Here is a 23,101-nt window from a genome sequence, read left to right on the forward strand (position 1 = left end):
CTCAGGTCCGGTGGACGCCCATCATCGCGGTGAGGCCGCCGTCCACCGGCAGCACCGCCCCGGTGATATAGGAGGCCTCCTGACCCATCAGGAAGGCCGCCAGCGCCGCGACCTCCTCGGGTCGCGCGAAGCGCCCGGCCGGAATCTGACGTTCCATCCCGTCGCGGTGGGCGGCGTAGGGCGCCATCATGCCGGTGTCGATGAAGCCCGGCGCGATCACGTTGACGGTGACCCCGCGCTTGGCGGTCTCGATCGCCAGCGTCCGGCAATAGGCGACGAGCGCGCCCTTGGTGGCGGCATAGGCGGCGTTGCCCGGGTTGGCCCTGAGTGCTGCCACCGAGCCGATGGCGACGATGCGCCCCGAGCGCGCCCGGATCATGCCGCGCACCAGCGCCTTGGCTAGCCGGGTCAGGGACCAGAAGTTCACCTGCATGGCGGCCTCGGCCCTGTCCTGCGCCATCATCGCGGCGAGCACGTCGTAGGATTGGCCGGCGTTGTGGACGAGGCCCTGGAAACCCTCACCCTCCATCGCCTCGCAGAAGGCGTCGAGGGCGGCGGTATCGGCCAGATCGAGGGCATGGGCCCGCACCTGCCGGTCCGGATGGGCGATGCGCAACGCCTCCACCAGGACGGCGGCCGCATCGACCGACGAGCGATAGGTGAAGTCGACGTCGTGGCCCGCGGCCGTCAGGCGGCGCACGATGGCGGCGCCGAGGCCCGAGCCGCCGCCGGTGACGAGGATGCGCTGCGCCTCGCTCATGCCGGCTCGCCCGCGAGCACGAGACAGGTGTTCTGGCCGCCGAAGCCGAAGGAGTTCGACAGCACCCGCGAGACCGCCATGTCCCGCGTGGTCGCCACCACGTCGAGGGGGATGGCGGGGTCGGGCAGCGCGTAGTTGATGGTCGGCGGGATGCGGCCGTGCTGGATCGTGAGCAGCGAGACCACCGCCTCGATGGCGCCGGCCGCGGTGAGGGTGTGGCCGATCATCGACTTGTTGGAGGAGATCGGCAGGTCGCGCATGCGCTCGCCGAACACCGCCATGCAGCCCATGGCCTCCATCTTGTCGTTCTCCGGCGTCGAGGTGCCGTGGGCGTTGATGGTGTCGATGGCGCCGGGCATCGTGCCGGCGTCGTCGAGGGCGGCGCGGATCGCGGCGATGATCGGGGCGCCGTCCGGGCTCGACCGGGTGCGATGGAAGCCGTCGCCCTTCTCGCCGCAGCCGAGCACGTACCCGAGGATTTTCGCGCCGCGTGCCCGGGCGGCTTCGGCGTCCTCCAGCACCAGCGCCGCTGCGCCCTCCCCCATCACGAAGCCGTCGCGGTTCTTCGAGAACGGCTTCGAGGCGGCCGAGGGCGTGTCGTTCTGCGTCGACAGCGCGGAGAGCAGCGAGAACCGGATCAGCGATTCCGGGTTCACCGATCCATCGGTGCCGATGCAGAGCGCGGCGGCCGTCTCGCCGCGGCGGATCGCCTCGACGCCGAGCTGGATCGCGGTGGCGCCGGACGAACAGGCGGTGGAGAGCGAGATCGGCGAGCCCCTGGTGCCGAAGCGGTCGGCGATCCGGTCGGCCACCGTGCCGAAGATGAAGAGGTCGTGCCACTCGTCGAAGCGGCGGCTCGCGGCGGCCCGCTGCAGGTCGGTGTAGGTGATGGGGCCGGCCTGACCGGAGGCCACGGCGAGGGCGTGGCGCTGCGGCCATTCCATCTCGACGGGGGGCACCGCGATGAACAGGGCCCCGGGAAAATCGCCCTTGGCACCGATCCCGGACTGGGACACCGCTTCCTCGGCGGCCACCTCGGCGAAGCGCTGCGACAGCGCCGGCGCCACCAACGGATCGGTGTCGAGGCAATCCACGGTCCCGGCGATGCGGGTGCGCAGGCCGTCGGTGGCGAAACGGCCGATGGTGCGGATGCCCGAGCGCCCGGCGGTGAGCGCCGCCCAGGTGTCGGCCTGCCCCTGGCCGACCGAGGTGACGAGGCCGAGCCCGGTGACCGCCACCAGCGGCCGGCCCTTCGCATCGCGGGAAGAGAGACGGGAAGAAGGATGAGTCATCGCGCCGTACAAGAGCTGTCGGATTCACGCATCTCGAGACCTATCGTCTGAAGGGAGGCACGTCGCCGCTCCCCGCTTGCGCCTCCCGTGGTCGTTCTCGATCGTGGATGTCTCACTCGGCCGCCACGAGGAAGAGAACACACCGCTGTACCGTTCACGCCGCGCTGACCCGGATCACGCCCTCGCCGCGCCGGTGGCCCACCACCGTCACCGCGACCTCCCGCGCCTGCGCCCGTGCCACCAGGGCCGTGGCCAGGGCTGTGCCGAAGGGCCCCGTGACTTCGAGCGAATGGCCGCTGACGTCGCCGAGCGCCGTGACGGGGGCGCCCGGTGCCAGCTCCGACAGGGCCGCGCCCTCCTCGGCCGTGATGGTCGCCACGCCGGTGGCGCCCGAGATCACCGCATCGGGGCGCGTCACGCCCGCCTCGCGCCACAGCGCCGACAGGCTCGCACCCACGCTGCCTGGCGCCCGGCGCGGGCGGTCGCTGGCCACCGAGGAGAGGCGCGCCAGCGCGGTCGCGCCGCGCGCCGCCGCCGCCTCTTCCGCCTCTAGGACGAGGAAGGCCGCCGCGCTGCCCAGGATGAAGCCGCTCTCCCCTTCGCCGGATCGGGAGAACACGGGGCTGTGGTCGGCCCGGCGCAGATAGCCGCCGAGCTCGTGGACCACCATCACGTCCGGCCGTTCGGCGCTGTAGGAGCCACCCACCAGCATGGCCTCGACCTGCCCCGAGGCGATGCGGGCGGCCGCGATCCGCAGCGCGTCGACGCCGCAGGGTTCCTCGCCCATGAAGGTGCGCGAGGCGCCGGTGACGCCGTGGACGATGGCGATGTTGCCGGCGAGCAGGTTCGAGAGCTGGGCCAGGAACAGGGTCGGGCGCAGGTCGTTCAGCAGGCGCTCGTTGAGATAGGCGCCCGGATCGGGCGCGTCGCGCAGGCCGGTGAGGATCGCCCCGTCGACGGCGGTGTCGCGCTCGCCGCCGCCGCAGGCGACCACGAGATGCAGGGCGCCCTTGAAGGCCGAATCGTCCTTCACCCCCGCCGAATCGAGGGCGAGGCCGGCGGCATAGACGCCGAGCCGCTGCCACGGCTCCATCTGGCGCTGGTCGGACTTCTTCGGGATCTGCCCGTCGAGCGCCAGGGGCGCCACCGGATGGACGGTGTAGGGCGCGAAGGTGGCGGTGTCGGTGCGTGCCGGACGGCCGGTGCCGAGGGCGGCCAGATGCGCGTCGATGCCCTCCCCGGCGCAGGACACGAGGCCGATGCCGGTGACGACGACCTCGCGTCGCGCCGGTCCGCTCATGCGAACGGCCCGAAGGCCACGAGGCCGATCGCCTCGGCGCGCTCGCGCATCGGCGCGGCCAGCGCCTCCGGGAATGGCATGGTGCGGAAGCGCAACTCGGCGTCGGCCAAGAGCTTGGCGCCGTTGCGGATCGTCGCCTTGGTCACGGCATAGCCGGACCCGTCGTGCTCGAGGCTCGCCTCAACGGTGAGCGTCGTCTCCGGGCCGACGAAGCCGCGAAACCGCGCCTTCTCCACCGACATCAGGAACGGCATCAGCGTGAAGTTCAGCCGCGCCAGCAGGAGGTAGCCGGAGGCCTGGGCCATGGTCTCCGTCAGGAGCACCCCCGGCACCAGCGGGTGCCCGGGGAAATGCCCCTCGAACACCGGGCTCTCGCGCGGGACCTCGGCCAGCGCCGTGATCCGGCCGGCCTCGCGGTCCAGACTCACGACCCTGTCGATCATCTCGAAATATTCGAGGCGCATGAATCCGGCTCTACGATCGGCAGGCGGGGACCTTCAAACCTTCGCGACCCTCAGGCCTTGGCGGCCTTCTCGGCGACCAGCGCATCGATGCGCGCGCACAGGTTCTCGAGGACGAAGTATTCCTCGGCCGGGACCTTGCCCTCGTTGACCTCCTGGGTCCAGCGCTCGAGGGGCAGCTTGATCCCGAACGCCTTGTCCACCGCGAAGGCGATGTCGAGGAAGGCCAGCGAATCGATGCCGAGGTCGTCGATCGCATGGCTCTCCGGCGTGATGGTGTCGCGCGGGATGTCGGCGGTCTCGGCGATGATGTCGGCGACACGGTCGAAGGTGGCGGTCGAGGAGGGAACGGACGTCGAGGAGGGAACGGACATGGGTTCTCGCTGATTTCTCGCGCGCCCGGCATTCCCCGCCACGCGTGGGGAGCGACGTCCGGCGATCGGGGCACGACACATGACGCCCGGTGCCCCCGGTCGCGCGGTCCTGCGATGCGCGGCGCCTCGCTCGGCAAGGCCTTTGCACGATCGCGGTGCCATACACGAGGGGGGGTAGAGGGGCAACCTTGGCCTCGCCACGGGCGGGCGCACGGCCTATGGAGGCACGCTGCCGGTTGCATCGTTGCGCAGCCTGCAAGCGCTGCCGCGGAATGCCGTCGGGACGGCCCTGCGCGACGCACGCCGCGATCCTCGAAACGACACGCCGCCGATGAGGGCCTGACCCATGCCACCATCCGTTCGGGCCGCCGAGACCGGACCCGTTTCCCTCCGCGAGCGGTCCCAGGCCCTGGCCCGCACCGTCATGGTGCTGGCCCTGGCCGCATTGGGCCTCTGGATCCTGCACCCGTTCCTGCCGGCCCTGGTCTGGGCGGCGATCCTGGCGATCGCGCTGTGGCCGCTGTACGCCCGGGCCGAGGCGCGCTTCCCGCCGCGTGGACACAACATCGCGCTGCCGAGCCTGTTCACGGCGCTCGTCGCCCTGGTGTTCCTGGCGCCCCTCGTGGTGCTCGGCGTGCAGGCCGCCCGCGAGGCGCACGATGCGCTGGCCTGGGCCAGAGCCGCGGAGCAGACCGGCATCCCCGCCCCCGAACTGCTGTCGCACCTGCCCTTCGGCGCGGCGCAGGCCACGGCGTGGTGGAACGGGACCCTCAGCCACCCGTCCGCGGGTTCGGAGCTGCTGCACCGCCTCGACAATTCCACGGCGATCGGGCTGACCAAGAGCCTCGGCTCCGAGATCGTCCGCCGGACGGTACTGTTCGGCTTCACCCTCGTGACGCTCTTCTTCCTGTTCCGCGACGGGCGGGCGGTCACGGGCCAGGCCCTCGCGGCCAGCGCAAAGCTGTTCGGGCCGCGCGGCGAGCGTGTGGCCCGCCAGATGGTCGCTTCCATCCACGGAACGGTCGACGGGCTCGTGCTGGTGGGGCTCGGCGAGGGCTTCCTCCTCGGGATCGTCTATTACTTCGCCGGCGTGCCGCATCCGGTGCTGCTGGGCGCCCTCACGGCGGTGGCCGCGATGATCCCCTTCGGCGCCCCGCTGGTGTTCGGCATCGCGGCCCTGCTCCTGCTGGCGAAGGCGGCGATGGTGCCGGCGGCGATCGTCGTCGTGGCCGGTTTCGTGGTGACCTTCGTGGCCGACCACTTCGTGCGGCCGGCGCTGATCGGCGGCACCACCCGCCTGCCCTTCCTGTGGGTGCTTCTCGGCATCCTCGGCGGCGTCGAGACCTTCGGGCTGCTCGGCCTGTTCCTCGGACCGGCGGTGATGGCGGCGCTGATGCTGCTGTGGCGGGAATTCACCGGGGGCGAAGCGACGGCTTCTTGAGGCGAACTCCCGCGTCTCAACCGTTCCACTCATCGTCAAGGTGCGGTCAACCCACGGTTTTCGCCCGATCGGTTTGGTCCGTGTGATGCGGTTTCCGCTTGGATCGAGCGGGAACCGTATCGCCGAGCCCGCGCGGCGCCTGAGCGAAGCCCATGTCCGCATCACGAAGTGATCAACCGCGAATGGGATGACGTATCGTCGAGGGGTACGGTGAAACGCAGGCTCCCTCTCTTGGAAGGAGAGGGAGCCTGTCGCGATCATTCGATCCGCAGGGATCGATCGTATTCGGTATCGCGCCTAGACCTGGAATACCGGATCGTTGGCGGACGCCTTGTTGAGCTTGATGCCGTTCTCGCAATCGGACTTGGCGACGTAGCTCTCGCTGCTCTTCGAGATCTCCTCGCCGTTCCTGGCGTAGTAGACCCAGTACCACTCGCCTCGGCCATCCTTCTTCAGCTTGTAGCAGGGGTAGGTCACAGCGCTCATCGATTCCTCCGTGGTCATAGACCCCGCCGTCGGACGGAGCCTTTCAGGCAACCAAACCTCAGGTTGGTATTTGACCAATATATTAACTTGAACGCTGTTTTGTAGGGTGCTCGAAACAAAAAAGGCCCCGCCCTTTCGGGCGGGGCCTTCGTTGGCCGGATGGGTTGCGGGTCTACGCCGCCAGCGAGCGCAGCACGTAGGGCAAAATACCGCCGTTCCGATAATACTCGAGCTCGTCGAGGGTATCGATCCGGCAGGTGAGCGGCACGTCCTGAACCGTGCCGTCGGCCGAGGTGATCTGCGCCACCATGGTCTGGCGGGGCTTGAGGTCGCCCGAGAGGCCGAGCAGGCTCACCGTCTCGTCGCCCTTGAGGCCGAGCGAGGCCCAGGAGGTCTCGCCCTGGAACACCAGCGGCACGATGCCCATGCCCACGAGGTTCGAGCGGTGGATGCGCTCGAAGCTCTCGGCGACGACGGCGCGCACGCCGAGGAGCTTGGTGCCCTTGGCCGCCCAGTCGCGCGACGAGCCGGTGCCGTATTCCTTGCCGGCGAAGACCACGAGCGGCGTACCCTCGGCCTGATACCTCTGGGCGGCATCGTAGATGAACATCCGCTCGCCCGAGGGCTGGAACAGGGTCCAGCCGCCCTCGACCACGCTGCCGGTCTCGTCGCGGACCATCTGGTTCTTGATGCGGATGTTGGCGAAGGTGCCGCGCATCATCACCTCGTGGTTGCCGCGCCGCGTGCCGTACTGGTTGAAGTCCTGCACGCGGACCTGATGCTCCTGCAGGTAGGCGCCGGCGGGCGAGTTCGCCCGGATGTTGCCGGCCGGGGAGATGTGGTCGGTGGTGATCGAATCGAGGAACAGGCCGAGGATGCGGGCATCGACGATGTCGGTGACCGGGGCCGGCTCCTTCTGCATGCCCTCGAAATAGGGCGGGTTCTGCACGTAGGTGGAGGTCGAATCCCAGGCGAAGGTCTCGGCCTCGGTGACCTCCACGGCCTTCCAGTAATGGTCGCCACCGAACACGTCGGCGTACCGCGACTTGAACAGGGCCGAGGTGATGTTGGCCTCGATGAAGGACTGGACCTCGGCGGTCGACGGCCAGATGTCGGCCAGATAGACCGGCTTGCCGTCGGAGCCGGTTCCCAGCGGCTCGGTGGTGATGTCGATCTGCATCGAGCCGGCGAGCGCATAGGCCACCACCAGGGGCGGCGAGGCGAGGTAGTTCGCCCGCACGTCGGGGTTCACGCGGCCCTCGAAGTTGCGGTTGCCCGACAGGACGGCCGCCGCCACCACGTCGTTGTCGTTGATCGCCTTGGAGATGGCCGGCGGCAGCGGGCCGGAATTGCCGATGCAGGTGGTGCAGCCGAAGCCGACGAGGTTGAAGCCGAGCGCGTCCAGGGGCTTCTGCAGGCCGGCCTTCTCGAGGTACTCGGCCACCACCTGGGAGCCGGGCGCCAGCGAGGTCTTCACCCAGGGTTTCGAGGTCAGGCCCTTGGCCACCGCGTTGCGGGCCAGCAGCCCGGCGCCGATCATCACGCTCGGGTTCGAGGTGTTGGTGCAGGATGTGATCGCCGCGATCACCACGTCGCCGTGCCCGATGTCGTAGTTGGCGCCGTCCACCGGGTAGCGCCTGGCGATGTCGGCGGCGCGCTTGAACTCGGTCTCCATGGACTGGGCGAAGCCCGGCTTGGCGCCGTCCAGCAGCACCTTGTCCTGCGGCCGCTTGGGGCCGGCGAGCGAGGGGCGCACGTCGCCCATGTCGAGGGCCAGCGTATCGGTGAAGACCGGGTCGGGGGTCTCGGCGTCCCGCCACATGCCCTGCGCCTTGGCGTAGGCCTCCACGAGGGCGATGCGCGCGTCGGTGCGGCTCGTGACCGTCAGGAAGTCGATGGTCTTGCGGTCGATGGGGAAGAAGCCGCAGGTGGCGCCGTACTCGGGCGCCATGTTGGAGATGGTGGCGCGGTCGGCGACCGCCATGTCGTCGAGGCCGGGGCCGTAGAACTCCACGAATTTTCCGACGACGCCCTTCTTCCGGAGCATCTGCGTGACGGTCAGCACGAGGTCGGTGGCGGTGGTGCCCTCGGGCAGCTTGCCCGAGAGCTTGAAGCCGACGACCTCGGGGATCAGCATGGAGAGGGGCTGGCCGAGCATGGCGGCCTCCGCCTCGATGCCGCCGACGCCCCAGCCCAGCACGGCGAGGCCGTTGACCATGGTGGTGTGGGAATCGGTGCCGACCAGGCTGTCGGGATAGGCGACCTCGGTGCCGTCCGAGGAATCGGGATCCTGCTTCGTCCAGACCGTCTGCGACAGGTACTCGAGGTTCACCTGGTGGCAGATGCCGGTGCCCGGGGGCACGACGGAGAAGTTGTCGAACGCCGACTGGCCCCACTTGAGGAAGGTGTAGCGTTCGCCGTTGCGCTCGTACTCCAGCGCCACGTTGTCGGCGAGCGCCTTGGGGGTGCCGAACTCGTCGACGATCACCGAATGGTCGATCACGAGGTCGACCGGCACCAGCGGGTTGATCTTCTGGGGGTCGCCGCCGAGCGCCACCATCGCGTCACGCATCGCCGCCAGATCGACCACGGCGGGCACACCCGTGAAGTCCTGCATCAACACGCGTGAGGGGCGGAAGGCGATCTCGGTCTCGACCTTGCCGAGGTTGCCCAGCCACGCGACGGTGGCGGAGATGTCGTCCTTCTTGACCGAGCGGCCGTCCTCGAACCGCAGCAGGTTCTCGAGGATCACCTTCATCGAGAACGGCAACGCGGTGGCGTCGGCCAGCCCCGCCTTCTCGGCATGGGGAATCGAGTAGTAGGTGTAGGACTTGCCGCCGACCGTGAGGGTCTGGCGGGAACGGAAGCTGTCGATCGATGCCACGGCGTTTGTCTTCCTCACGAGCGGTTGTCGAACACGCGCAGGCATGACCCGCGCCACGGATGTCGTGTTCGGCTGGAGCGCCTTTCAAAAAAGCGCGCGCCGCTCCGGGGGTGCCCGGACAGGATGATGCGCGAGGGGCGATTTGGACGCCAGAGGTTCGCGCGGCGCAGCCTGGAATCGGTATAGAACAGTTCGAAACGGCCCGCTACCGAAGCCGGTGACAGGGCCGGACGTGTGTCGCGTGGACGGGTGCGGCCGCCCGCGATATGCAGGCTGACGCCGTGGAGACCCCCGTGACCGCCCTTCGCCTGCCCCCCGAACTCGTGGAGCGTCTCGATGCTCTCGCCCAGTGGACCGGGCGGAGCGTCATCGACCATGCCCGCGACGCCATCGTCGAGCATCTCGACGACCTGGACGACCTCGCGATCGCCGAGCAGCGCCTCGAGGCCTTGCGGCACGGCGACAGCGACACGGTTCCGCTCGCCGACCTATTGGCCCGGTATGGCGTGGAGCATTGACTTCGAGAGGTCTGCCGAGCGGGATCTCGCCAAACTCGATCCTATGGCGGCCAAGCGGATCCTGACGTTCCTGAACGATCGTGTCGCCCTCCCCGAAAACCCGCGCCATCGGTCAAGCCCTGGAGGGGTCGACGTTCGGTCTATTCTGGACATATCGGGTCGACGACCATCGGGTGATCGCCGCCATCGAAGACGGCGCAGTCCGTATCCTCGTGGTCAGGACCGGCAATCGTCGCGAGGTCTATCGGTAGTCGCCATGGAACACGCATCATTCCGCGCAGGCTTTCCCGCGACGGTCGGCCGTCGTCGGCGAGACGCCCCGTGCGGCTGACCGCCTCCGACCTCGCCGTCCGCCGCTCCGGCCGCCGCATCTTCTCGGACCTGTCCTTCACCCTCGGCCCCGGCGAGGCGCTGATGGTGACCGGGCGGAACGGGGCCGGGAAATCCACCCTGCTCGCCCTCCTCGCCGGGCGGCTGAAGCCCGATGCCGGCACGATCCGGGTGGAGGACGTCGGCGAGGCGACCCTGGCCGAGTGCCTGCACGTGGTCGGCCATCGCGACGGGCTGAAGAGCCCGCTCACCGCGCGGGAGAACCTCGCCTTCGCCCGCGATCTCCTCGGCGCGCCCACCGCCGAGCCGCGCGAGGCGTTGGAGGAACTCGGCCTCGTGCATGCCCTCGACCTGCCGGTGGCCTATCTCTCGGCCGGGCAGCGGCGTCGGGTGGCGCTGGCCCGCCTGCTCGTGTGCCGGCGCCCGCTCTGGCTCCTCGACGAGCCGACCGCCGCCCTCGATACCGCCTCCCAGGCCGTGCTGGCGCGCCTCATGGCGCGCCACCTCGGCGAGGGCGGCCTCGTCGTCGCCGCCACCCACCAGTCGCTGGGCCTCGAGAACGCCCGCGAGCTGACCATCGGTGGCGCCGCGCCGGCTCCCCGGGCCGCCCCGGCGACGGAGGTGTGGTGGTGATCCGCGCGCTCGCCGCTCTCGTCCGCCGCGACCTCGCCCTCGCCGCCCGCGTCGGCGGCTCGGGTGCGCTGTCGCTGGTGTTCTTCCTGATGATCGTGGCGGTCGTGCCCTTCGCGCTGGGGCCGGACCTGAACCTGCTCAGCCGGATCGGTCCGTCGATCCTGTGGCTGGCTGCGGTGCTGGCGACGCTCATCGGCCTCGACCGCCTGTTCCAGGCCGACGAGGAGGACGGCTCCCTCGACCTGATGACGGGGGCGCCGGTGCCCCTCGAACTCGTGGTTCTCGCCAAGGTGCTGGCGCATTGGCTCACCACCGGCCTGCCGCTGGCGCTGGCCTCGCCGCTGTTCGGCCTGCTCGTGGCCCTCGACGGCACCGCCATGGGCGCCACCGCGCTGACCCTGCTGATCGGCACCCCGGCCCTCACCTTCGTCGGGGCGGTGGGCGCCGCGCTCACCGCCTCCATCCGGCGCGGCGGGTTGATCCTCGCCGTAGTGGTGCTGCCCTTGATGATCCCGACCCTGATCTTCGGCGTCTCGGCGAGCCAGGCCGCCTCGGGCGGGACCGTGCCGTTCGCGACGCCGTTGATCATCCTGGCCGCCCTGAGCCTCATCGCCGCGGTGATCGGCACCCTGGCGGCGGCCGCGGCCCTGCGCTGGTCGGAGTGAAGCCGCGCCTCACGATCTCGCCGTGCGCGGCGTCTCCGCCTCCCGCATCTGCCCCGTCGGGCAGAGGTCGAGGAGCACGCAAGTGCCGCAGGCGGGGGCGCGGTGGTGGCAGACCTGCTGGCCGTGCAGCATCAGGATCTCGTGGTTGTCGTAGAGGGCCTGCGCGCTCCAGTCGTCCGGCAGTTGCGCCCGCAGGACCGGGTGCGAGGGGCCGACGTCGACCTTCGCTCCGATCAACCCCGTGCGCTGGGCGACCCGGTGGTGGTGGCTGTCCACCGGCAGGGCCGGCATCCGTAGGAGGCTGAAGGAAAGGACGGCGGCACTGGTCTTGGGGCCGACGCCCGGGATCGCCTCCAGCCACGCCCGCGCCTCGGCCACCGAGAGACCTGCCAGGAAACCGAGGTCGAGGCCGCCGCTGCGCTCGCGGACGCTGCGGAGAATCGCCTGGATGCGCGGCGCCTTGAGTTCCGGCCAGGTCACCCCGGCGATGGTCGCCTCGACCTCGGCCACGGGCGCCGCGATCAGGGCCGCCCAATCCGGGTAGCGTGCCCGCAGGGCCTTGAAGGCCCGGCCCGATTCCGCGTTTCGCGTCCGGTGCGAGAGCAGCGAGGACACCAGTTCGCTGACCGGATCGAGGCTGTGGAAATACGGGATCGGACAGCCGTAGACGGGGCAGAGACGGTGGTGGATCTCCAGCGCCCTGTCGCGCAGCGTCGCCTCGTCGGGGCGGCGCTCGCCGGTGCGGCAAACGAAGAGGTCGGGGGCTGATGCGGTGGCCATGAGGGGCGAATCCATGGGATTCGCCCGGGTTCCGATCGCTTCACCGCGGGAGGGCGTAGATGTTCACCTCGAGCTTATCGTCGGCCTTGTCGGTGAGGTCGGTGACATATTCCTCGATGAACCGGTCCTGCACCACCACGTCCTTGGCATCGAGATAGGCGGTGAGCGTCTCGTAGGTGCCGTCGATCTCCTCGTAGGAGCCCTTGTGGTTGAAGCGCAGCGCCCGGCCCGACGGCGTCGAGCCGAAGCGGATGCCGTCTCCGATGGCCGGAGCCGGATCGGGGATCGCCGTCACCGGGATCATCGCCTCGAACTGGAAGCCGTCGTCGTCGGTCTTGGCGAAGACCGCGATCGGCCGCCCTGCCGGGGGAAGACCGGCCTTGGCGAGGTCCGCCTCGATCCGCTTGAACGCCGCCTGGAGGGTGGGCACCGCCTCCTCCCACTTGGCGGTTCCGGCCAGGATCGCGGCGGGCTTGGCCGGCAGGGTCACGTCGTCGACGTCGTTGGCCTCGCCGGGCGTCTCCACCAGGGGTGGGCGCGCCGGGCCGGCGGGCGTCGTCTGCAAGCCCGGTACGGTCGGCAGTCCCGGCGCCACCGATTGTGCCGGGGCGGGCGCCGGTACGGGCGCGGATCTGGCCGGATCGGGCGCCGTGGTGGTGGGCAGCGGGTTGGTGACGGCGGGGGGCGCCGTCTCCTGTGCCGTCGCCGCGGCTCCCCACAGCAGGATGCCCGCCGCGAGCGATCGGGAGGCGGCCACCGCAGACGGCAGGCGCGAACGGCGCGAGGGGCGAAGTCGGGTCACGGGGTGGCGCTCCGGCGGCATCACGGGGCTTTCCAGAACGGTCGCGCGCTGGTTGCCCCGCCCCACCGTACCGGCGAACGGTGAGACCCGCGAGACGTCACCGCCGCGCCGGCACCAGATGCCGGGCGAGCGCGGCGCTTCTGCAACGCACGCAGGGGCGGCCCGCGTGCGTGCGCACCGGCTTTGCCCTATAGGCAGGCCCCAGCCCTTGGCTCCGGTTCGCGTTTGAGAAGGCCCCGCCGCCCGATGAGTCCCCTCGCCCACCGACGCTTCCTGAAGATGCACGGCGCCGGCAACCGGATCGTCGTCCTCGACCTGCGCGGCTCGGGCCACAGGGTCACCGCCGCGGAGGCGCAGGCCATCGCCCGCCACCCCCGCTCGGGCTTCGACCAGCTCATGGTGATCCACGATTCCGTTTCGCCGGGAACGGACGCGTTCCTGCGGATCTACAACACCGACGGCTCGGAATCGGGCGCCTGCGGCAACGGCACCCGCTGCGTGGCCTTCGCCATGCTCGACGATCCGGCCATGGCCCGGCCCGCCGAAAGCGGCCGGCTGACCCTGGAGACGATCGCCGGCCTCGTGTCCGTCAACCGCATGGCCGACCGCTCCTTCACCGTCGACATGGGCCGCCCCAGGTTGCGGTGGGACGAGATCCCGCTGGCCGAACCCTTCCCCGACACCCGGCGGATCGAGCTGCAGATCGGCCCGATCGACGACCCCGTGCTGCATTCGCCGGGGGCGGTGAGCATGGGCAACCCGCACGCGGTGTTCTTCGTCCATCGCGATCCGGCCGGCTACGATCTCGGCCGGATCGGCCCGATGCTGGAGAACCACCCGATCTTCCCCGAGCGCGCCAACATCTCGCTGGCCGAGGTGACCGGGCCGGAGTCGATCCGCCTGCGGGTGTGGGAGCGCGGGGCCGGCCTGACCCTGGCCTGCGGCACCGCCGCCTGCGCCGCCGTGGTGGCGGCCTCGCGCCTGCGCATGATCGGGCGCCAGGCCACCGTCGGCCTGCCCGGCGGCGACCTCGTCATCGAATGGCGCGCCGACGACCACGTGCTGATGACCGGGCCGGTGGCGCTGGAATGGGAGGATGCGTTTCCCCCCGGGATTTTCGCGCCCGAGAGCGTGGAGCCCGCACGTTTCGGGGCCGGCTGAATGGCGATCGAGACCCTGACCTTCGGCTGCCGCCTCAACACGGTGGAATCCGAAGCGATCCGCGCCCACGCCGACGTCCCCGGCCGCGACCGCGTCGTGGTCAACACCTGCGCGGTGACGGCCGAGGCCGGCCGGCAGGCGCGCAAGGCGATCCGCCGCCTCGCGCGGGAGCGGCCGCAGGCCGAGATCGTGGTCACCGGCTGCGGCGCCCAGGTGGAGACGCAGGCCTATGCCACGATGCCGGAGGTCGCCCGCCTCGTCGGCAACGACGCCAAGCTGCGGCCCGAGGCCTGGGCGGACGGGAACCGCCGCGTCGCCGTCGACGACATCATGGCCGTGCGCGCCGCCGCCGCCACGCGGATCACCCACCTGCCGGGCCACACCCGCGCGTTCGTGCCGGTGCAGAACGGCTGCGACCATCGCTGCACCTTCTGCATCATCCCGTTCGGTCGCGGCGTCTCGCGGTCGCTGTCACTTGCCGAGGTGGTCGATCAGGTCCGCACCATCGTCGCGCACGGCGGGCGCGAGGTCGTGCTCACCGGCGTCGATCTGACCGCCTACGGCCGTGACCACGACGAACCGGTGACGCTCGGCCGTCTCGTGCGCCGTATCCTGGCAGGCGTGCCGGACCTCGACCGCCTGCGCCTGTCCTCGATCGATTCCATCGAGGCCGACGACGACCTGATGGCGGCCATCGCCGACGAGCCGCGCCTGATGCCGCATTTCCACCTCTCGCTTCAGGCGGGCGACGACCTCGTCCTGAAGCGGATGAAGCGGCGCCACAGCCGCGCCGACGCCATCCGGTTCTGCGAGGACGTGAGGGCGCTGCGCCCGCAGGTGGTGTTCGGGGCCGACCTCATCGCCGGCTTTCCCACCGAGACCGAGGCGCAGTTTGCGCGCTCCCTCGACCTTGTGGCGGACTGCGGCCTCACCCACCTCCACGTCTTTCCCTATTCGCCCCGCCCCGGCACCCCGGCCGCGCGCATGCCGCCGGTGCCCGATGGGGAGGTGCGCGAGCGCGCCGCACGCCTGCGCGAGGCGGGAGCCGCTGCCCTGATCCGGCATCTGTCCGGCGAGGTCGGGCGCCGCCACCGGGTGCTGGCCGAGCGCGGCGGCATCGGCCGGACGGAGGGTTTTACCCCGGTCCGGCTGCAGGCACGGACACCGGCCGGGCACCTGTGCGAGGTCGCGATCGCGGGCCACGACGGACGGATGCTGATCGCACAGGGCGCGGCCCTGGCCTGAGGGGCGATCGTCGTGATCCGGTCGTTCGCGCCACGTTGACCGGGTTGCGCCGGTCCGGTAATGACGGCGTCACGATTGTCGATTCGTCATGACGGCGGACGACCGAACAGAAGACTTCACGTGATGCGTTCCATCCTCATCGTAACGAAAGCGCCACTGACGGGGCGGTCCTGACAGCAGGGACCGCGATCCGGATGGTGGCGCATGCAGGGTCCTTCGGGGCCCTTTTTTGTTGCCTGCGACGGGACGCGACACGGGGATTCGACCAAGGCTTCGAGGGAGTTGAGACGATGAGCGGCGAGGTCATGACCGGGGCCGAAATGGTCATCCGGGCGTTCCGGGATCAGGGTGTCGATACGCTGTTCGGGTATCCGGGCGGCGCGGTGCTGCCGATCTACGATGCGCTCTTCCACCAGGAGGAACTCAAGCACGTCCTCGTGCGCCACGAGCAGGGCGCGGTCCATGCGGCCGAGGGCTATGCCCGCGCCTCGGGCAAGGTCGGTTGCGTCCTCGTCACCTCCGGGCCCGGCGCCACCAACATCGTCACCGGGCTCACCGACGCGATGATGGATTCGATCCCCCTCGTCTGCATCACCGGCCAGGTTCCGACCCATCTCATCGGCACCGACGCCTTCCAGGAGTGCGACACGGTCGGCATCACCCGCCACTGCACGAAGCACAACTACCTCGTCAAATCGATCGACGACCTGCCGCGCATCCTGCACGAGGCCTTCTACGTCGCCTCGAACGGACGCCCCGGCCCCGTCGTCGTCGACCTGCCCAAGGACATCCAGTTCGCGAGCGGGATCTACGAGCGTCCGAGCCGCAACGGCCACAAGACCTACCGCCCGGCCTTCAAGGGCGACGCTGCGTCCATCAAGGCCGCCGTCGAGCTGATGGCGAGCGCCCGCCGCCCGATCTTCTACACCGGCGGCGGCGTCATCAATTCCGGCCCGCACGCCTCGCGGCTGCTGCGCGAGCTCGTGGCGATGACCGGGTTCCCGGTGACCTCGACCCTGATGGGGCTCGGCGCCTTCCCGGCGTCGGACGAGAAGTTCCTGGGCATGCTCGGCATGCACGGGACCTACGAGGCCAACCTCGCGATGCACGAATGCGACGTGATGATCTGCGTCGGCGCGCGCTTCGACGACCGCATCACCGGCCGTCTCGACGCCTTCGCGCCGTTCTCCAAGAAGATCCACATCGACGTCGACGCCTCGTCGATCAACAAGGTCGTCAAGGTCGACGTCGGCATCGTCGGCGATTGCGGCTCGGTGCTCGAGGACATGGTCGCGGCCTGGAAGGCCCTCGACACGGCGCCGGACCAGGACCGCTTCGACGCCTGGATGGCCAAGATCCGCACCTGGAAGGCGCGCGAGTGCCTGAACTACTGGCCCTCGGGCACGATCATCAAGCCGCAATATGCGGTCCAGCGCCTCTACGAGGCCACCAAGGACCGTGAGACGTACATCACCACCGAGGTCGGCCAGCACCAGATGTGGGCGGCCCAGTACTACAAGTTCGACGAGCCGAACCGCTGGATGACCTCCGGCGGGCTCGGCACCATGGGCTACGGCCTGCCCGCCGCCATCGGCACGCAGCTCGCCCATCCGGACGGGCTCGTCATCGACATCGCCGGCGAAGCCTCGATCCTGATGAACATGCAGGAGATGTCCACCGCCGTGCAGTACCGCCTGCCGGTCAAGATCTTCATCCTGAACAACGAGTACATGGGCATGGTGCGCCAGTGGCAGGAGCTCTTGCACGGCTCGCGCTACTCGCAGAGCTATTCCGAGAGCCTGCCCGACTTCGTCAAGCTCGCCGAGGCCTACGGCGCCAAGGGCATCCGGTGCGAGAAGCCGGGTGACCTCGATGCGGCGATCAAGGAGATGCTCGACCACGACGGCCCGGTCATCTTCGACTGCGTCGTCGACAAGAAAGAGAACTGCTTCCCGATGATTCCGTCGGGCAAGGCCCACAACGAGATGCTGCTCTCCGACTACCTCGGCGAGACCGGAATGGACCTCGGCGACGTGATCTCCGAGGAAGGCAAGATGCTGGTCTGAAGCCGGCCCGGAGGAGAGACGTCATGAACGCCATGAACACGCACTACCCCGACGCCGGCAGGCTGGAGGCCGTCAACCGGCACACCCTCGCCGTCATCGTCGACAACGAGCCGGGCGTCCTCGCCCGGATCTCCGGCATGTTCTCGGGGAGGGGCTACAACATCGAGAGCCTGACGGTGTCCGAGACCGAGGTGGCGCGCCACATCTCGCGCATCACCATCGTCACCACCGGAACCGACGCGGTGATCCAGCAGATCAAGGCGCAGCTCGACCGGCTGGTGCCGGTCCACCGCGTCGTCGACCTGACGCTCCAGGGGCGTGCACTGGAGCGCGAGCTCTGCCTCGTGAAGGTGTCGGGCACCGGCGAGCACCGCACCGAATCCCTGACCCTGGCCGCCGCCTTCGGCGCTAAGACGCTGGACGCCACCCTCAACTCCTTCGTGTTCGAGGTCACCGGCACGACGGAGGAGATCGACCGCTTCATCGGACTGATGACGGTGATCGGTCTCGTCGAGATCTCGCGCACCGGCATCGCGGCGATGGGGCGTGGGGCGGAGGCGATGTGAGGTTTTTTCGCGCGGTGCTATATCGACGGGGTTCCGCGGAGACCGTGAGCGATGAAGGCCAAGCTAACGCAATCGGGTGAGGAATTCGTGATTCGTTTTTCCGCAAAACTAGGTCGGGAAAACGGCCTGAGTGACGGGCAAACCGTCGAAATCAGTCCTCGCGCCCCCTCATTGACGCTGGAGGAAATGCTGGCCGAGATGGACCGGCTTGGTCCCGCGAACCGTCCCGAAGTCGTCGATTGGGGGCAAGACGTCGGCGCGGAGATTATCGACGATGAATGGAGTCGATGATCTCCAGCTTCCCCACGCCGGTGACCTCGTCTGGGTGGATTTTCGGCCTACGCTGGGTAGGGAACAAGCCGGCGTCCGGCCGGCCCTCGTCCTCACCGGGCAGGGTTTCCATAAGCGGAATGCGATCGCCATCGTCTGTCCAATCACGGGAAATATCGCGCCCTGGCCCACAAAGGTGATCCTTCCGAGCGGGCTGCCGGTGAAAGGCGCTGTGCTCTGCGATCACATTCGCAGCGTGGATCGGGCGTCTCGTGGTTTTCGTTCGATTGGGGCGGTACCGTTCGACCTCCTGACGGAGGTTCGCGATACGATCGCTAAAGTTCTCGGCCTCCGTTTCGATTCCTGACTGTCAAGTGACCTGACCGATGCCAGCCATCCTCTACTACGCCCCCGGCGCCTGTTCGCTCGCCTCCCACATCGCCCTCGAGGAGGCGGGCGCTCCTTTCGAGACCGCCCGCCTCAACCTGATGGCCGGCGACCAGCGTGCGCCCGAATACCTCGCCGTCAACGAGCGAGGCCGCGTGCCGGCCCTGGTCGAGGCGGACTGGGTCCTCACCGAGAACAGCGCCATCCTGCGCCATGTCGGGCGCTGCCACCCGGCGCTGTGGCCGGAGTCTCCCCGCGATCAGGCGGTGGCCGACGAATGGCTCGGGTGGCTCTCCACGAACCATCACATCGCCTATGCCCACGTGCGCCGGCCCGAGCGCTACACCGCCGACGAGGAGGCGTTCGCCGGCATCCGCGCCAAGGGCGCAGACACCTGCGGCGACCTCTTCACGATGACCGAGGTCAGGCTCTCCAACGGCGGCTGGGCGGTGGCCGACCGCTTCAGCGTCGTCGATCCCTATCTGCTGCTGTTCTGGATGTGGGGACGCGGACCGGCGCTGGGCTTCGACATGGCGACGCGGTTCCCGCATTGGACCGCGCATGCCCGCGCCATGGCCGGGCGTCCTGCCGTCCAGGCGGTGTTCGCCCGCGAGGGCCTCGACCTGCCGGCGTGATCGGCGACGGAACAATTCCCCTTTCGTCGCGGGGATCGCCTCGTTAAAAGCCGGCATCGCACGGCCGCGCGGATGTCGTTTCAGATGAGGGCGCCGGGGCGCACTCACGTCTTAAGAAGAGAAGGGACCGCCATGCGGGTCTATTACGATCGCGACGCCGACCTCAACCTGATCAAGGGCAAGAAGGTCGTCATCGTCGGCTACGGCAGCCAGGGCCACGCCCACGCGCTGAACCTGCGCGATTCCGGCGTGCAGGGCATCGTCATCGCGCTCCGCGAGGGCTCGGCCACCGCCAAGAAGGCGGAGCACGAGGGCTTCACGGTCATGAACGTGGCCGACGCCGCTAAACAGGCCGACGTCGTCATGATGCTCACCCCCGACGAACTGCAGGGCGACATCTACAAGGAGTCGCTGGCGCCGAACATGAAGCAGGGCGCCGCCCTCCTGTTCGCCCATGGCCTCAACGTCCACTTCAACCTGATCGAGCCGCGCCCCGACCTCGACGTGCTGATGGTCGCCCCCAAGGGCCCCGGCCACACGGTGCGCGGCGAGTACCTCAAGGGCGGCGGCGTGCCGACACTCATCGCCATCGCGCAGGACGCGTCGGGCAACGCCCACGATCTCGGCCTCTCCTACGCCTCGGCCAACGGCGGGGGACGTGCCGGCATCATCGAGACCACCTTCAAGGAAGAGTGCGAGACGGATCTCTTCGGCGAGCAGGCCGTGCTCTGCGGCGGCCTCGTCGAGCTGATCAAGGCCGGCTTCGAGACCCTGGTCGAGGGCGGCTACGCCCCCGAGATGGCGTATTTCGAGTGCCTGCACGAGGTGAAGCTCATCGTCGACCTCATCTACGAGGGCGGCATCGCCAACATGAACTACTCGATCTCGAACACCGCCGAGTACGGCGAGTACGTCACCGGCCCGCGCATCGTCACCGCCGAGACCAAGGCCGAGATGAAGCGTGTGCTCGACGACATCCAGTCCGGCAAGTTCACCCGCGACTGGATGCTCGAGAACAAGGTCGGCCAGACCTCGTTCAAGGCCACCCGCGCCAAGCTCGCCCGCCATCCCATCGAGGAGGTCGGCGCCAAGCTGCGGGGCATGATGCCGTGGATCTCCGAGAAGGCGCTCGTCGACAAGTCCAAGAACTGATCGTTTGGGATTTCGCAGCCGTGCTTTGCTCGGCTGCGCGTCAGGGCTGACGCCGGCGTCGTGCGAGCGACGCCGGCTTTTTCATGCGTGCGCGTGTCGTGGGCGGAACGGGAGGAGGCACTCGCAAGGTTGTGCCGAGCGGAAAATCCCGCGATCATTCCACCCAATGGCTGCCCGTCCGAGTGCGGCCGAGACACGGGAGGACACATCCGGCATGGCATCGCTCTATTTCGACGAACATCGCGCGCTCCAGGAAGAATACAACACCCTCAAGCTCGCCGAGCGCCTCGATACCGGCTGGGTCCACGACCACGTCTCGCCGGACGAGGCGGCCTTCATCGGCAGTCGCGACATGTTCTTCCTGTCCACCGTCGATCCCGACGGCATGCCGACCGTCTCCTACAAGGGCGGCAGCCCCGGCTTCGTGAAGGTGCTCGACGACAAAACCCTCGTGTTCCCGGGCTTCGACGGCAACGGCATGTGGTACTCGATGGGCAACATCGAGGGGCAGTCCAAGGTTGGCCTGCTGTTCATCGACTTCGAGACGCCGCACCGGGTCCGCGTCCAGGGCCACGCCCGGATGCTGCGCGACGATCCGCTGATGGCCGAGTACACCGAGGCCAAGTACCTCGTGAAGATCGCGGTCACGAAGGCCTGGGTGAACTGCCCGCGCTACATCCACAAGTACAAGAAGCTCGAGCAGAACCGCTACGTACCGACCCCGGAGAAGGAAACCCCGCTCGCCCTGTGGAAGCGCCTCGACATGGTCGCGGACGTGATCCCGGACGAGGACAGAGCCCGAGTGGCGACGGAAGGCCGGATCGAATTGCCGGAATACGAGGCCCGGGTCGCGCGCGGCGAGAGCTGACGAGGTCCGCGACGGAGGCCGCCGGGCGACGACGAACGCCTGCGAGACGGCAGGCAGGCGTCGTCCCTCGATCACAGGGAATTGGAATGGCCCGGCCCGCGACCGAGATCCTCGGCGAGCCGCCGCGTCCCCGCTTCGCTCCTGCGATCAGCAGCCGAGCCGGTCGGCGAGATCCGCCAGATCCCGCGCTGCGATGGTGACCGGGACACCCGGCGCGGTCTCCCCGCCACCCGGCCCGTGTTCGCGCGGCCGGGCGATGTGCGCGGTGGAGAGGCCGTGGCGCGTCGCCGCCGCGAGGTCGCCCGAATGGGCGGCGACCATCAGGGTTTCCTCCGGGGCGAAACCGAAGGCCGCCACCGCGTCGCGGTAGAGGGCGGGCTTCGGCTTGTAGTCGCGGGAGTACCCGGCGCCGAGGATCGCGTCGAAAATCAGCCCGTTGCGGCGGGCGAGATCGGCGATCAGCCGGAGGTGCGCGTTCGAGTTGGGCGCGAGCAGGTGGTTCTTGCGCAGGCGTCGCAGGGCGTCCGGCACCTCGGGCCAGGCGTCGAGCCGGTGCCAGGCCTGGACTAGTTCCGCCCGCACCGCGTCCGGGGTATCCGCCATGCCGAACTGTGCCAGCACGTCGCCGAGCGATTCCGCATGGATCGTATCGAGGTCGACGAAGGGGCGCATGCCGGCGCGCACCGGCTCCAGGGATGGCTGGTAGCGGGCGCGCCAGGCATCGGCGAAGGCGCCGCCGTCGAGGCCGGGACCGAGGAGGCGTGCGGCCTCGCGGGCGACACCGGAGCGCCAGTCGACCAGCGTCCCGAAGACGTCGAAGACCAGAGCCCGGATCGCCATGGTTCAGACGCTGCGCAGGCGCGGACGCCGCACGAAGCCGACGATGTCCTTGACCGCGTCGAGGGTCGGGGCGGCGATGGCGTCTGCGCGCTCGGCGCCGTCGAACAGCACGGCGTCGATGTGCTCGGGCTCGGCCACGAGCCGCTTCATCTCGGCGCCGAGCGGCGCCAGGATCTCGACGGCGAGTTCCACCAGCGCGCCCTTGAACGCGGAGAACTGCCCGCCGCCGTAGTCGGCGAGCACCGCCTCGCGGGTGGTGTCCTTGAGGGCGGCGAAGATGCCCACGAGGTTGTCGGCCTCGGGCCGCCCGGCGAGCCCCGCGACCTCGGAGGGTAGCGGCTCGGGGTCGGTCTTGGCCTTGCGGACTTTGTTGGCGATGGCGTCGGCGTCGTCGGTGAGGTTGATGCGCGAATTGTCCGAGGGGTCGGACTTCGACATCTTCTTGGTGCCGTCGCGCAAGGACATCACGCGGGCGGCCGGACCGCCGATCAGCGGTTCCGTCACGGGGAAGAAGGCGTCGCCGTGGCCGTGCGCGGCGATCGAGCCCGAAAAGTCGTTGTTGAACTTCTGGGCGATGTCGCGGGTGAGTTCGAGGTGCTGCTTCTGGTCCTCGCCGACCGGTACGTGGGTGGCGCGGTAGGCCAGGATGTCGGCGGCCATCAGCACCGGATAGGCGTAGAGGCCGATGGACGCGTTCTCGCGGTCCTTGCCGGCCTTGTCCTTGAACTGGGTCATGCGGTTGAGCCAGCCGAGCCGCGCGACGCAGTTGAAGATCCAGGCGAGTTCGGCGTGCGCCGGCACCTGGCTCTGGTTGAACACGATCGAGCGTTTCGGGTCGATGCCGGCGGCCAGGAACGCGGCCGTGACCTCGCGGATCTGGGTCTTCAGCTCGGCCGGATCCTGCCACAGCGTGATCGCGTGCATGTCGACCACGCAATACAGGCACTGCGCGTCCCGCGCCTGCATCTCCACGAACCGCTTCACGGCGCCGAGATAATTGCCGAGGTGCAGGTTCCCGGTCGGCTGCACGCCGGAAAACACCAGGTCGTTGAACGCGGCCATCGCGCGTGTCCCCGTGCGGTTGGTATGAGAAAAAACGAGGCGTGCCTCCCTCGTCGGGACGCTGCGCGAGCGCCGGGTTCTGGACCGGCCGCCGGGGAGGGTCAAGGCGAGGCGCGAAAGCCC

At 69.3% G+C, this 23,101-nt stretch carries 24 protein-coding genes; 13 read left to right on the top strand and 11 right to left on the bottom strand.

The window, feature by feature from the left end:
- Position 1 precedes the first annotated feature (1 nt).
- The 5 genes from ASF39_RS06190 to ASF39_RS06210 all read right to left on the bottom strand — a co-directional run bounded on the left by ASF39_RS06190 (position 2) and on the right by ASF39_RS06210 (position 4,187).
- Complete coding sequence (locus ASF39_RS06190; RefSeq protein WP_056281959.1) at positions 2 to 760, bottom strand: SDR family NAD(P)-dependent oxidoreductase; 759 nt, start codon at positions 758 to 760, stop codon at positions 2 to 4.
- Positions 757 to 2,052, bottom strand: coding sequence for a beta-ketoacyl-ACP synthase (locus tag ASF39_RS06195; protein WP_056282050.1), 1,296 nt, complete (start codon positions 2,050 to 2,052; stop codon positions 757 to 759). The genes ASF39_RS06190 and ASF39_RS06195 overlap by 4 nt, the downstream gene beginning before the upstream one ends.
- Positions 2,053 to 2,206: 154 nt before the next feature.
- Entirely contained in the window at positions 2,207 to 3,352 is a 1,146-nt protein-coding gene (locus ASF39_RS06200; protein ID WP_056281962.1) for a beta-ketoacyl-ACP synthase, read from the bottom strand.
- A complete protein-coding gene (locus ASF39_RS06205) occupies positions 3,349 to 3,816 on the bottom strand; it encodes a 3-hydroxyacyl-ACP dehydratase FabZ family protein (protein WP_056281966.1) in 468 nt (155 codons plus the stop codon). Before ASF39_RS06205 ends, ASF39_RS06200 begins: the two co-directional genes overlap by 4 nt.
- Positions 3,817 to 3,866: 50 nt before the next feature.
- Positions 3,867 to 4,187, bottom strand: a complete 321-nt coding sequence (locus tag ASF39_RS06210) for an acyl carrier protein (protein WP_055881556.1) — start codon at positions 4,185 to 4,187, stop codon at positions 3,867 to 3,869.
- 346 nt (positions 4,188 to 4,533) lie between these two features.
- Here ASF39_RS06210 and ASF39_RS06215 point away from each other — a divergent pair, with 346 nt between their 5' ends.
- On the top strand, positions 4,534 to 5,628 hold the full coding sequence (locus ASF39_RS06215; RefSeq protein ID WP_056281968.1) for an AI-2E family transporter: 1,095 nt from the start codon (positions 4,534 to 4,536) through the stop codon (positions 5,626 to 5,628).
- Between the two features lie 297 nt (positions 5,629 to 5,925).
- Here the strand turns inward: ASF39_RS06215 and ASF39_RS06220 are convergent, their stop codons facing one another.
- Together ASF39_RS06220 and acnA are read right to left on the bottom strand one after the other, a co-directional pair.
- The gene (locus ASF39_RS06220; protein ID WP_055881793.1) at positions 5,926 to 6,114 is read right to left on the bottom strand and encodes a DUF1508 domain-containing protein; all 189 of its coding nucleotides are present in this window, start codon (positions 6,112 to 6,114) and stop codon (positions 5,926 to 5,928) included.
- A 172-nt stretch (positions 6,115 to 6,286) separates the two neighbouring features.
- A complete protein-coding gene (gene acnA / locus ASF39_RS06225) occupies positions 6,287 to 8,998 on the bottom strand; it encodes an aconitate hydratase AcnA (protein WP_056281972.1) in 2,712 nt (903 codons plus the stop codon).
- 293 nt (positions 8,999 to 9,291) lie between these two features.
- Between acnA and ASF39_RS06230 the strand changes: the two genes are divergently transcribed.
- The 3 genes from ASF39_RS06230 to ccmB all read left to right on the top strand — a co-directional run bounded on the left by ASF39_RS06230 (position 9,292) and on the right by ccmB (position 11,144).
- Positions 9,292 to 9,516, top strand: coding sequence for a ribbon-helix-helix protein, CopG family (locus ASF39_RS06230; protein WP_082494406.1), 225 nt, complete (start codon positions 9,292 to 9,294; stop codon positions 9,514 to 9,516).
- Positions 9,517 to 9,837: 321 nt separating this feature from the next.
- Positions 9,838 to 10,479 (top strand): heme ABC exporter ATP-binding protein CcmA, encoded by a 642-nt coding sequence (ccmA, locus tag ASF39_RS06235; protein ID WP_055881569.1) that lies wholly within the window; start codon positions 9,838 to 9,840, stop codon positions 10,477 to 10,479.
- On the top strand, positions 10,476 to 11,144 hold the full coding sequence (gene ccmB / locus ASF39_RS06240; protein WP_055881798.1) for a heme exporter protein CcmB: 669 nt from the start codon (positions 10,476 to 10,478) through the stop codon (positions 11,142 to 11,144). Before ccmA ends, ccmB begins: the two co-directional genes overlap by 4 nt.
- 9 nt (positions 11,145 to 11,153) lie before the next feature.
- Here the strand turns inward: ccmB and ASF39_RS06245 are convergent, their stop codons facing one another.
- Both ASF39_RS06245 and ASF39_RS06250 read right to left on the bottom strand, forming a co-directional pair.
- Positions 11,154 to 11,939, bottom strand: a complete 786-nt coding sequence (locus ASF39_RS06245; protein WP_082494399.1) for a Fe-S cluster assembly protein HesB — start codon at positions 11,937 to 11,939, stop codon at positions 11,154 to 11,156.
- A gap of 25 nt (positions 11,940 to 11,964) precedes the next feature.
- The gene (locus ASF39_RS06250) at positions 11,965 to 12,651 is read right to left on the bottom strand and encodes a GyrI-like domain-containing protein (protein ID WP_244472297.1); all 687 of its coding nucleotides are present in this window, start codon (positions 12,649 to 12,651) and stop codon (positions 11,965 to 11,967) included.
- A 321-nt stretch (positions 12,652 to 12,972) separates the two neighbouring features.
- Between ASF39_RS06250 and dapF the strand changes: the two genes are divergently transcribed.
- From dapF to ASF39_RS06285, 9 genes are all read left to right on the top strand, one after another.
- Positions 12,973 to 13,887, top strand: a complete 915-nt coding sequence (gene dapF, locus ASF39_RS06255) for a diaminopimelate epimerase (RefSeq protein ID WP_056281978.1) — start codon at positions 12,973 to 12,975, stop codon at positions 13,885 to 13,887.
- Positions 13,888 to 15,132, top strand: a complete 1,245-nt coding sequence (gene mtaB / locus ASF39_RS06260; RefSeq protein WP_056281981.1) for a tRNA (N(6)-L-threonylcarbamoyladenosine(37)-C(2))-methylthiotransferase MtaB — start codon at positions 13,888 to 13,890, stop codon at positions 15,130 to 15,132.
- A gap of 290 nt (positions 15,133 to 15,422) precedes the next feature.
- Positions 15,423 to 17,198: an acetolactate synthase 3 large subunit gene (locus ASF39_RS06265; RefSeq protein WP_056281984.1), complete on the top strand. Its 1,776-nt coding sequence runs from the start codon at positions 15,423 to 15,425 to the stop codon at positions 17,196 to 17,198.
- Between the two features lie 23 nt (positions 17,199 to 17,221).
- Positions 17,222 to 17,764 carry an acetolactate synthase small subunit gene (gene ilvN, locus ASF39_RS06270; protein ID WP_056281987.1) on the top strand — a complete coding sequence of 181 codons (543 nt, stop codon included), beginning with the start codon at positions 17,222 to 17,224 and terminating at the stop codon, positions 17,762 to 17,764.
- Between the two features lie 51 nt (positions 17,765 to 17,815).
- Entirely contained in the window at positions 17,816 to 18,055 is a 240-nt protein-coding gene (locus tag ASF39_RS20295; protein WP_082494401.1) for a hypothetical protein, read from the top strand.
- On the top strand, positions 18,039 to 18,401 hold the full coding sequence (locus ASF39_RS20300; protein WP_082494402.1) for a type II toxin-antitoxin system PemK/MazF family toxin: 363 nt from the start codon (positions 18,039 to 18,041) through the stop codon (positions 18,399 to 18,401). Before ASF39_RS20295 ends, ASF39_RS20300 begins: the two co-directional genes overlap by 17 nt.
- Before the next feature lie 19 nt (positions 18,402 to 18,420).
- Complete coding sequence (locus ASF39_RS06275) at positions 18,421 to 19,056, top strand: glutathione S-transferase (RefSeq protein WP_056281990.1); 636 nt, start codon at positions 18,421 to 18,423, stop codon at positions 19,054 to 19,056.
- 132 nt (positions 19,057 to 19,188) lie between these two features.
- On the top strand, positions 19,189 to 20,208 hold the full coding sequence (gene ilvC / locus ASF39_RS06280) for a ketol-acid reductoisomerase (RefSeq protein ID WP_055881585.1): 1,020 nt from the start codon (positions 19,189 to 19,191) through the stop codon (positions 20,206 to 20,208).
- 214 nt (positions 20,209 to 20,422) lie between these two features.
- Complete coding sequence (locus ASF39_RS06285) at positions 20,423 to 21,076, top strand: pyridoxamine 5'-phosphate oxidase family protein (protein WP_056281993.1); 654 nt, start codon at positions 20,423 to 20,425, stop codon at positions 21,074 to 21,076.
- Positions 21,077 to 21,223: 147 nt separating this feature from the next.
- Here ASF39_RS06285 and ASF39_RS06290 read toward each other — a convergent pair whose 3' ends face one another.
- Both ASF39_RS06290 and trpS read right to left on the bottom strand, forming a co-directional pair.
- Entirely contained in the window at positions 21,224 to 21,916 is a 693-nt protein-coding gene (locus tag ASF39_RS06290; protein ID WP_056281996.1) for a haloacid dehalogenase type II, read from the bottom strand.
- Positions 21,917 to 21,919: 3 nt separating this feature from the next.
- Positions 21,920 to 22,978, bottom strand: coding sequence for a tryptophan--tRNA ligase (trpS, locus tag ASF39_RS06295; RefSeq protein ID WP_056281998.1), 1,059 nt, complete (start codon positions 22,976 to 22,978; stop codon positions 21,920 to 21,922).
- Positions 22,979 to 23,101 lie beyond the last annotated feature (123 nt).

It is taken from the genome of Methylobacterium sp. Leaf108, from assembly GCF_001423265.1.
Taxonomy (GTDB): Bacteria; Pseudomonadota; Alphaproteobacteria; order Rhizobiales; family Beijerinckiaceae; genus Methylobacterium.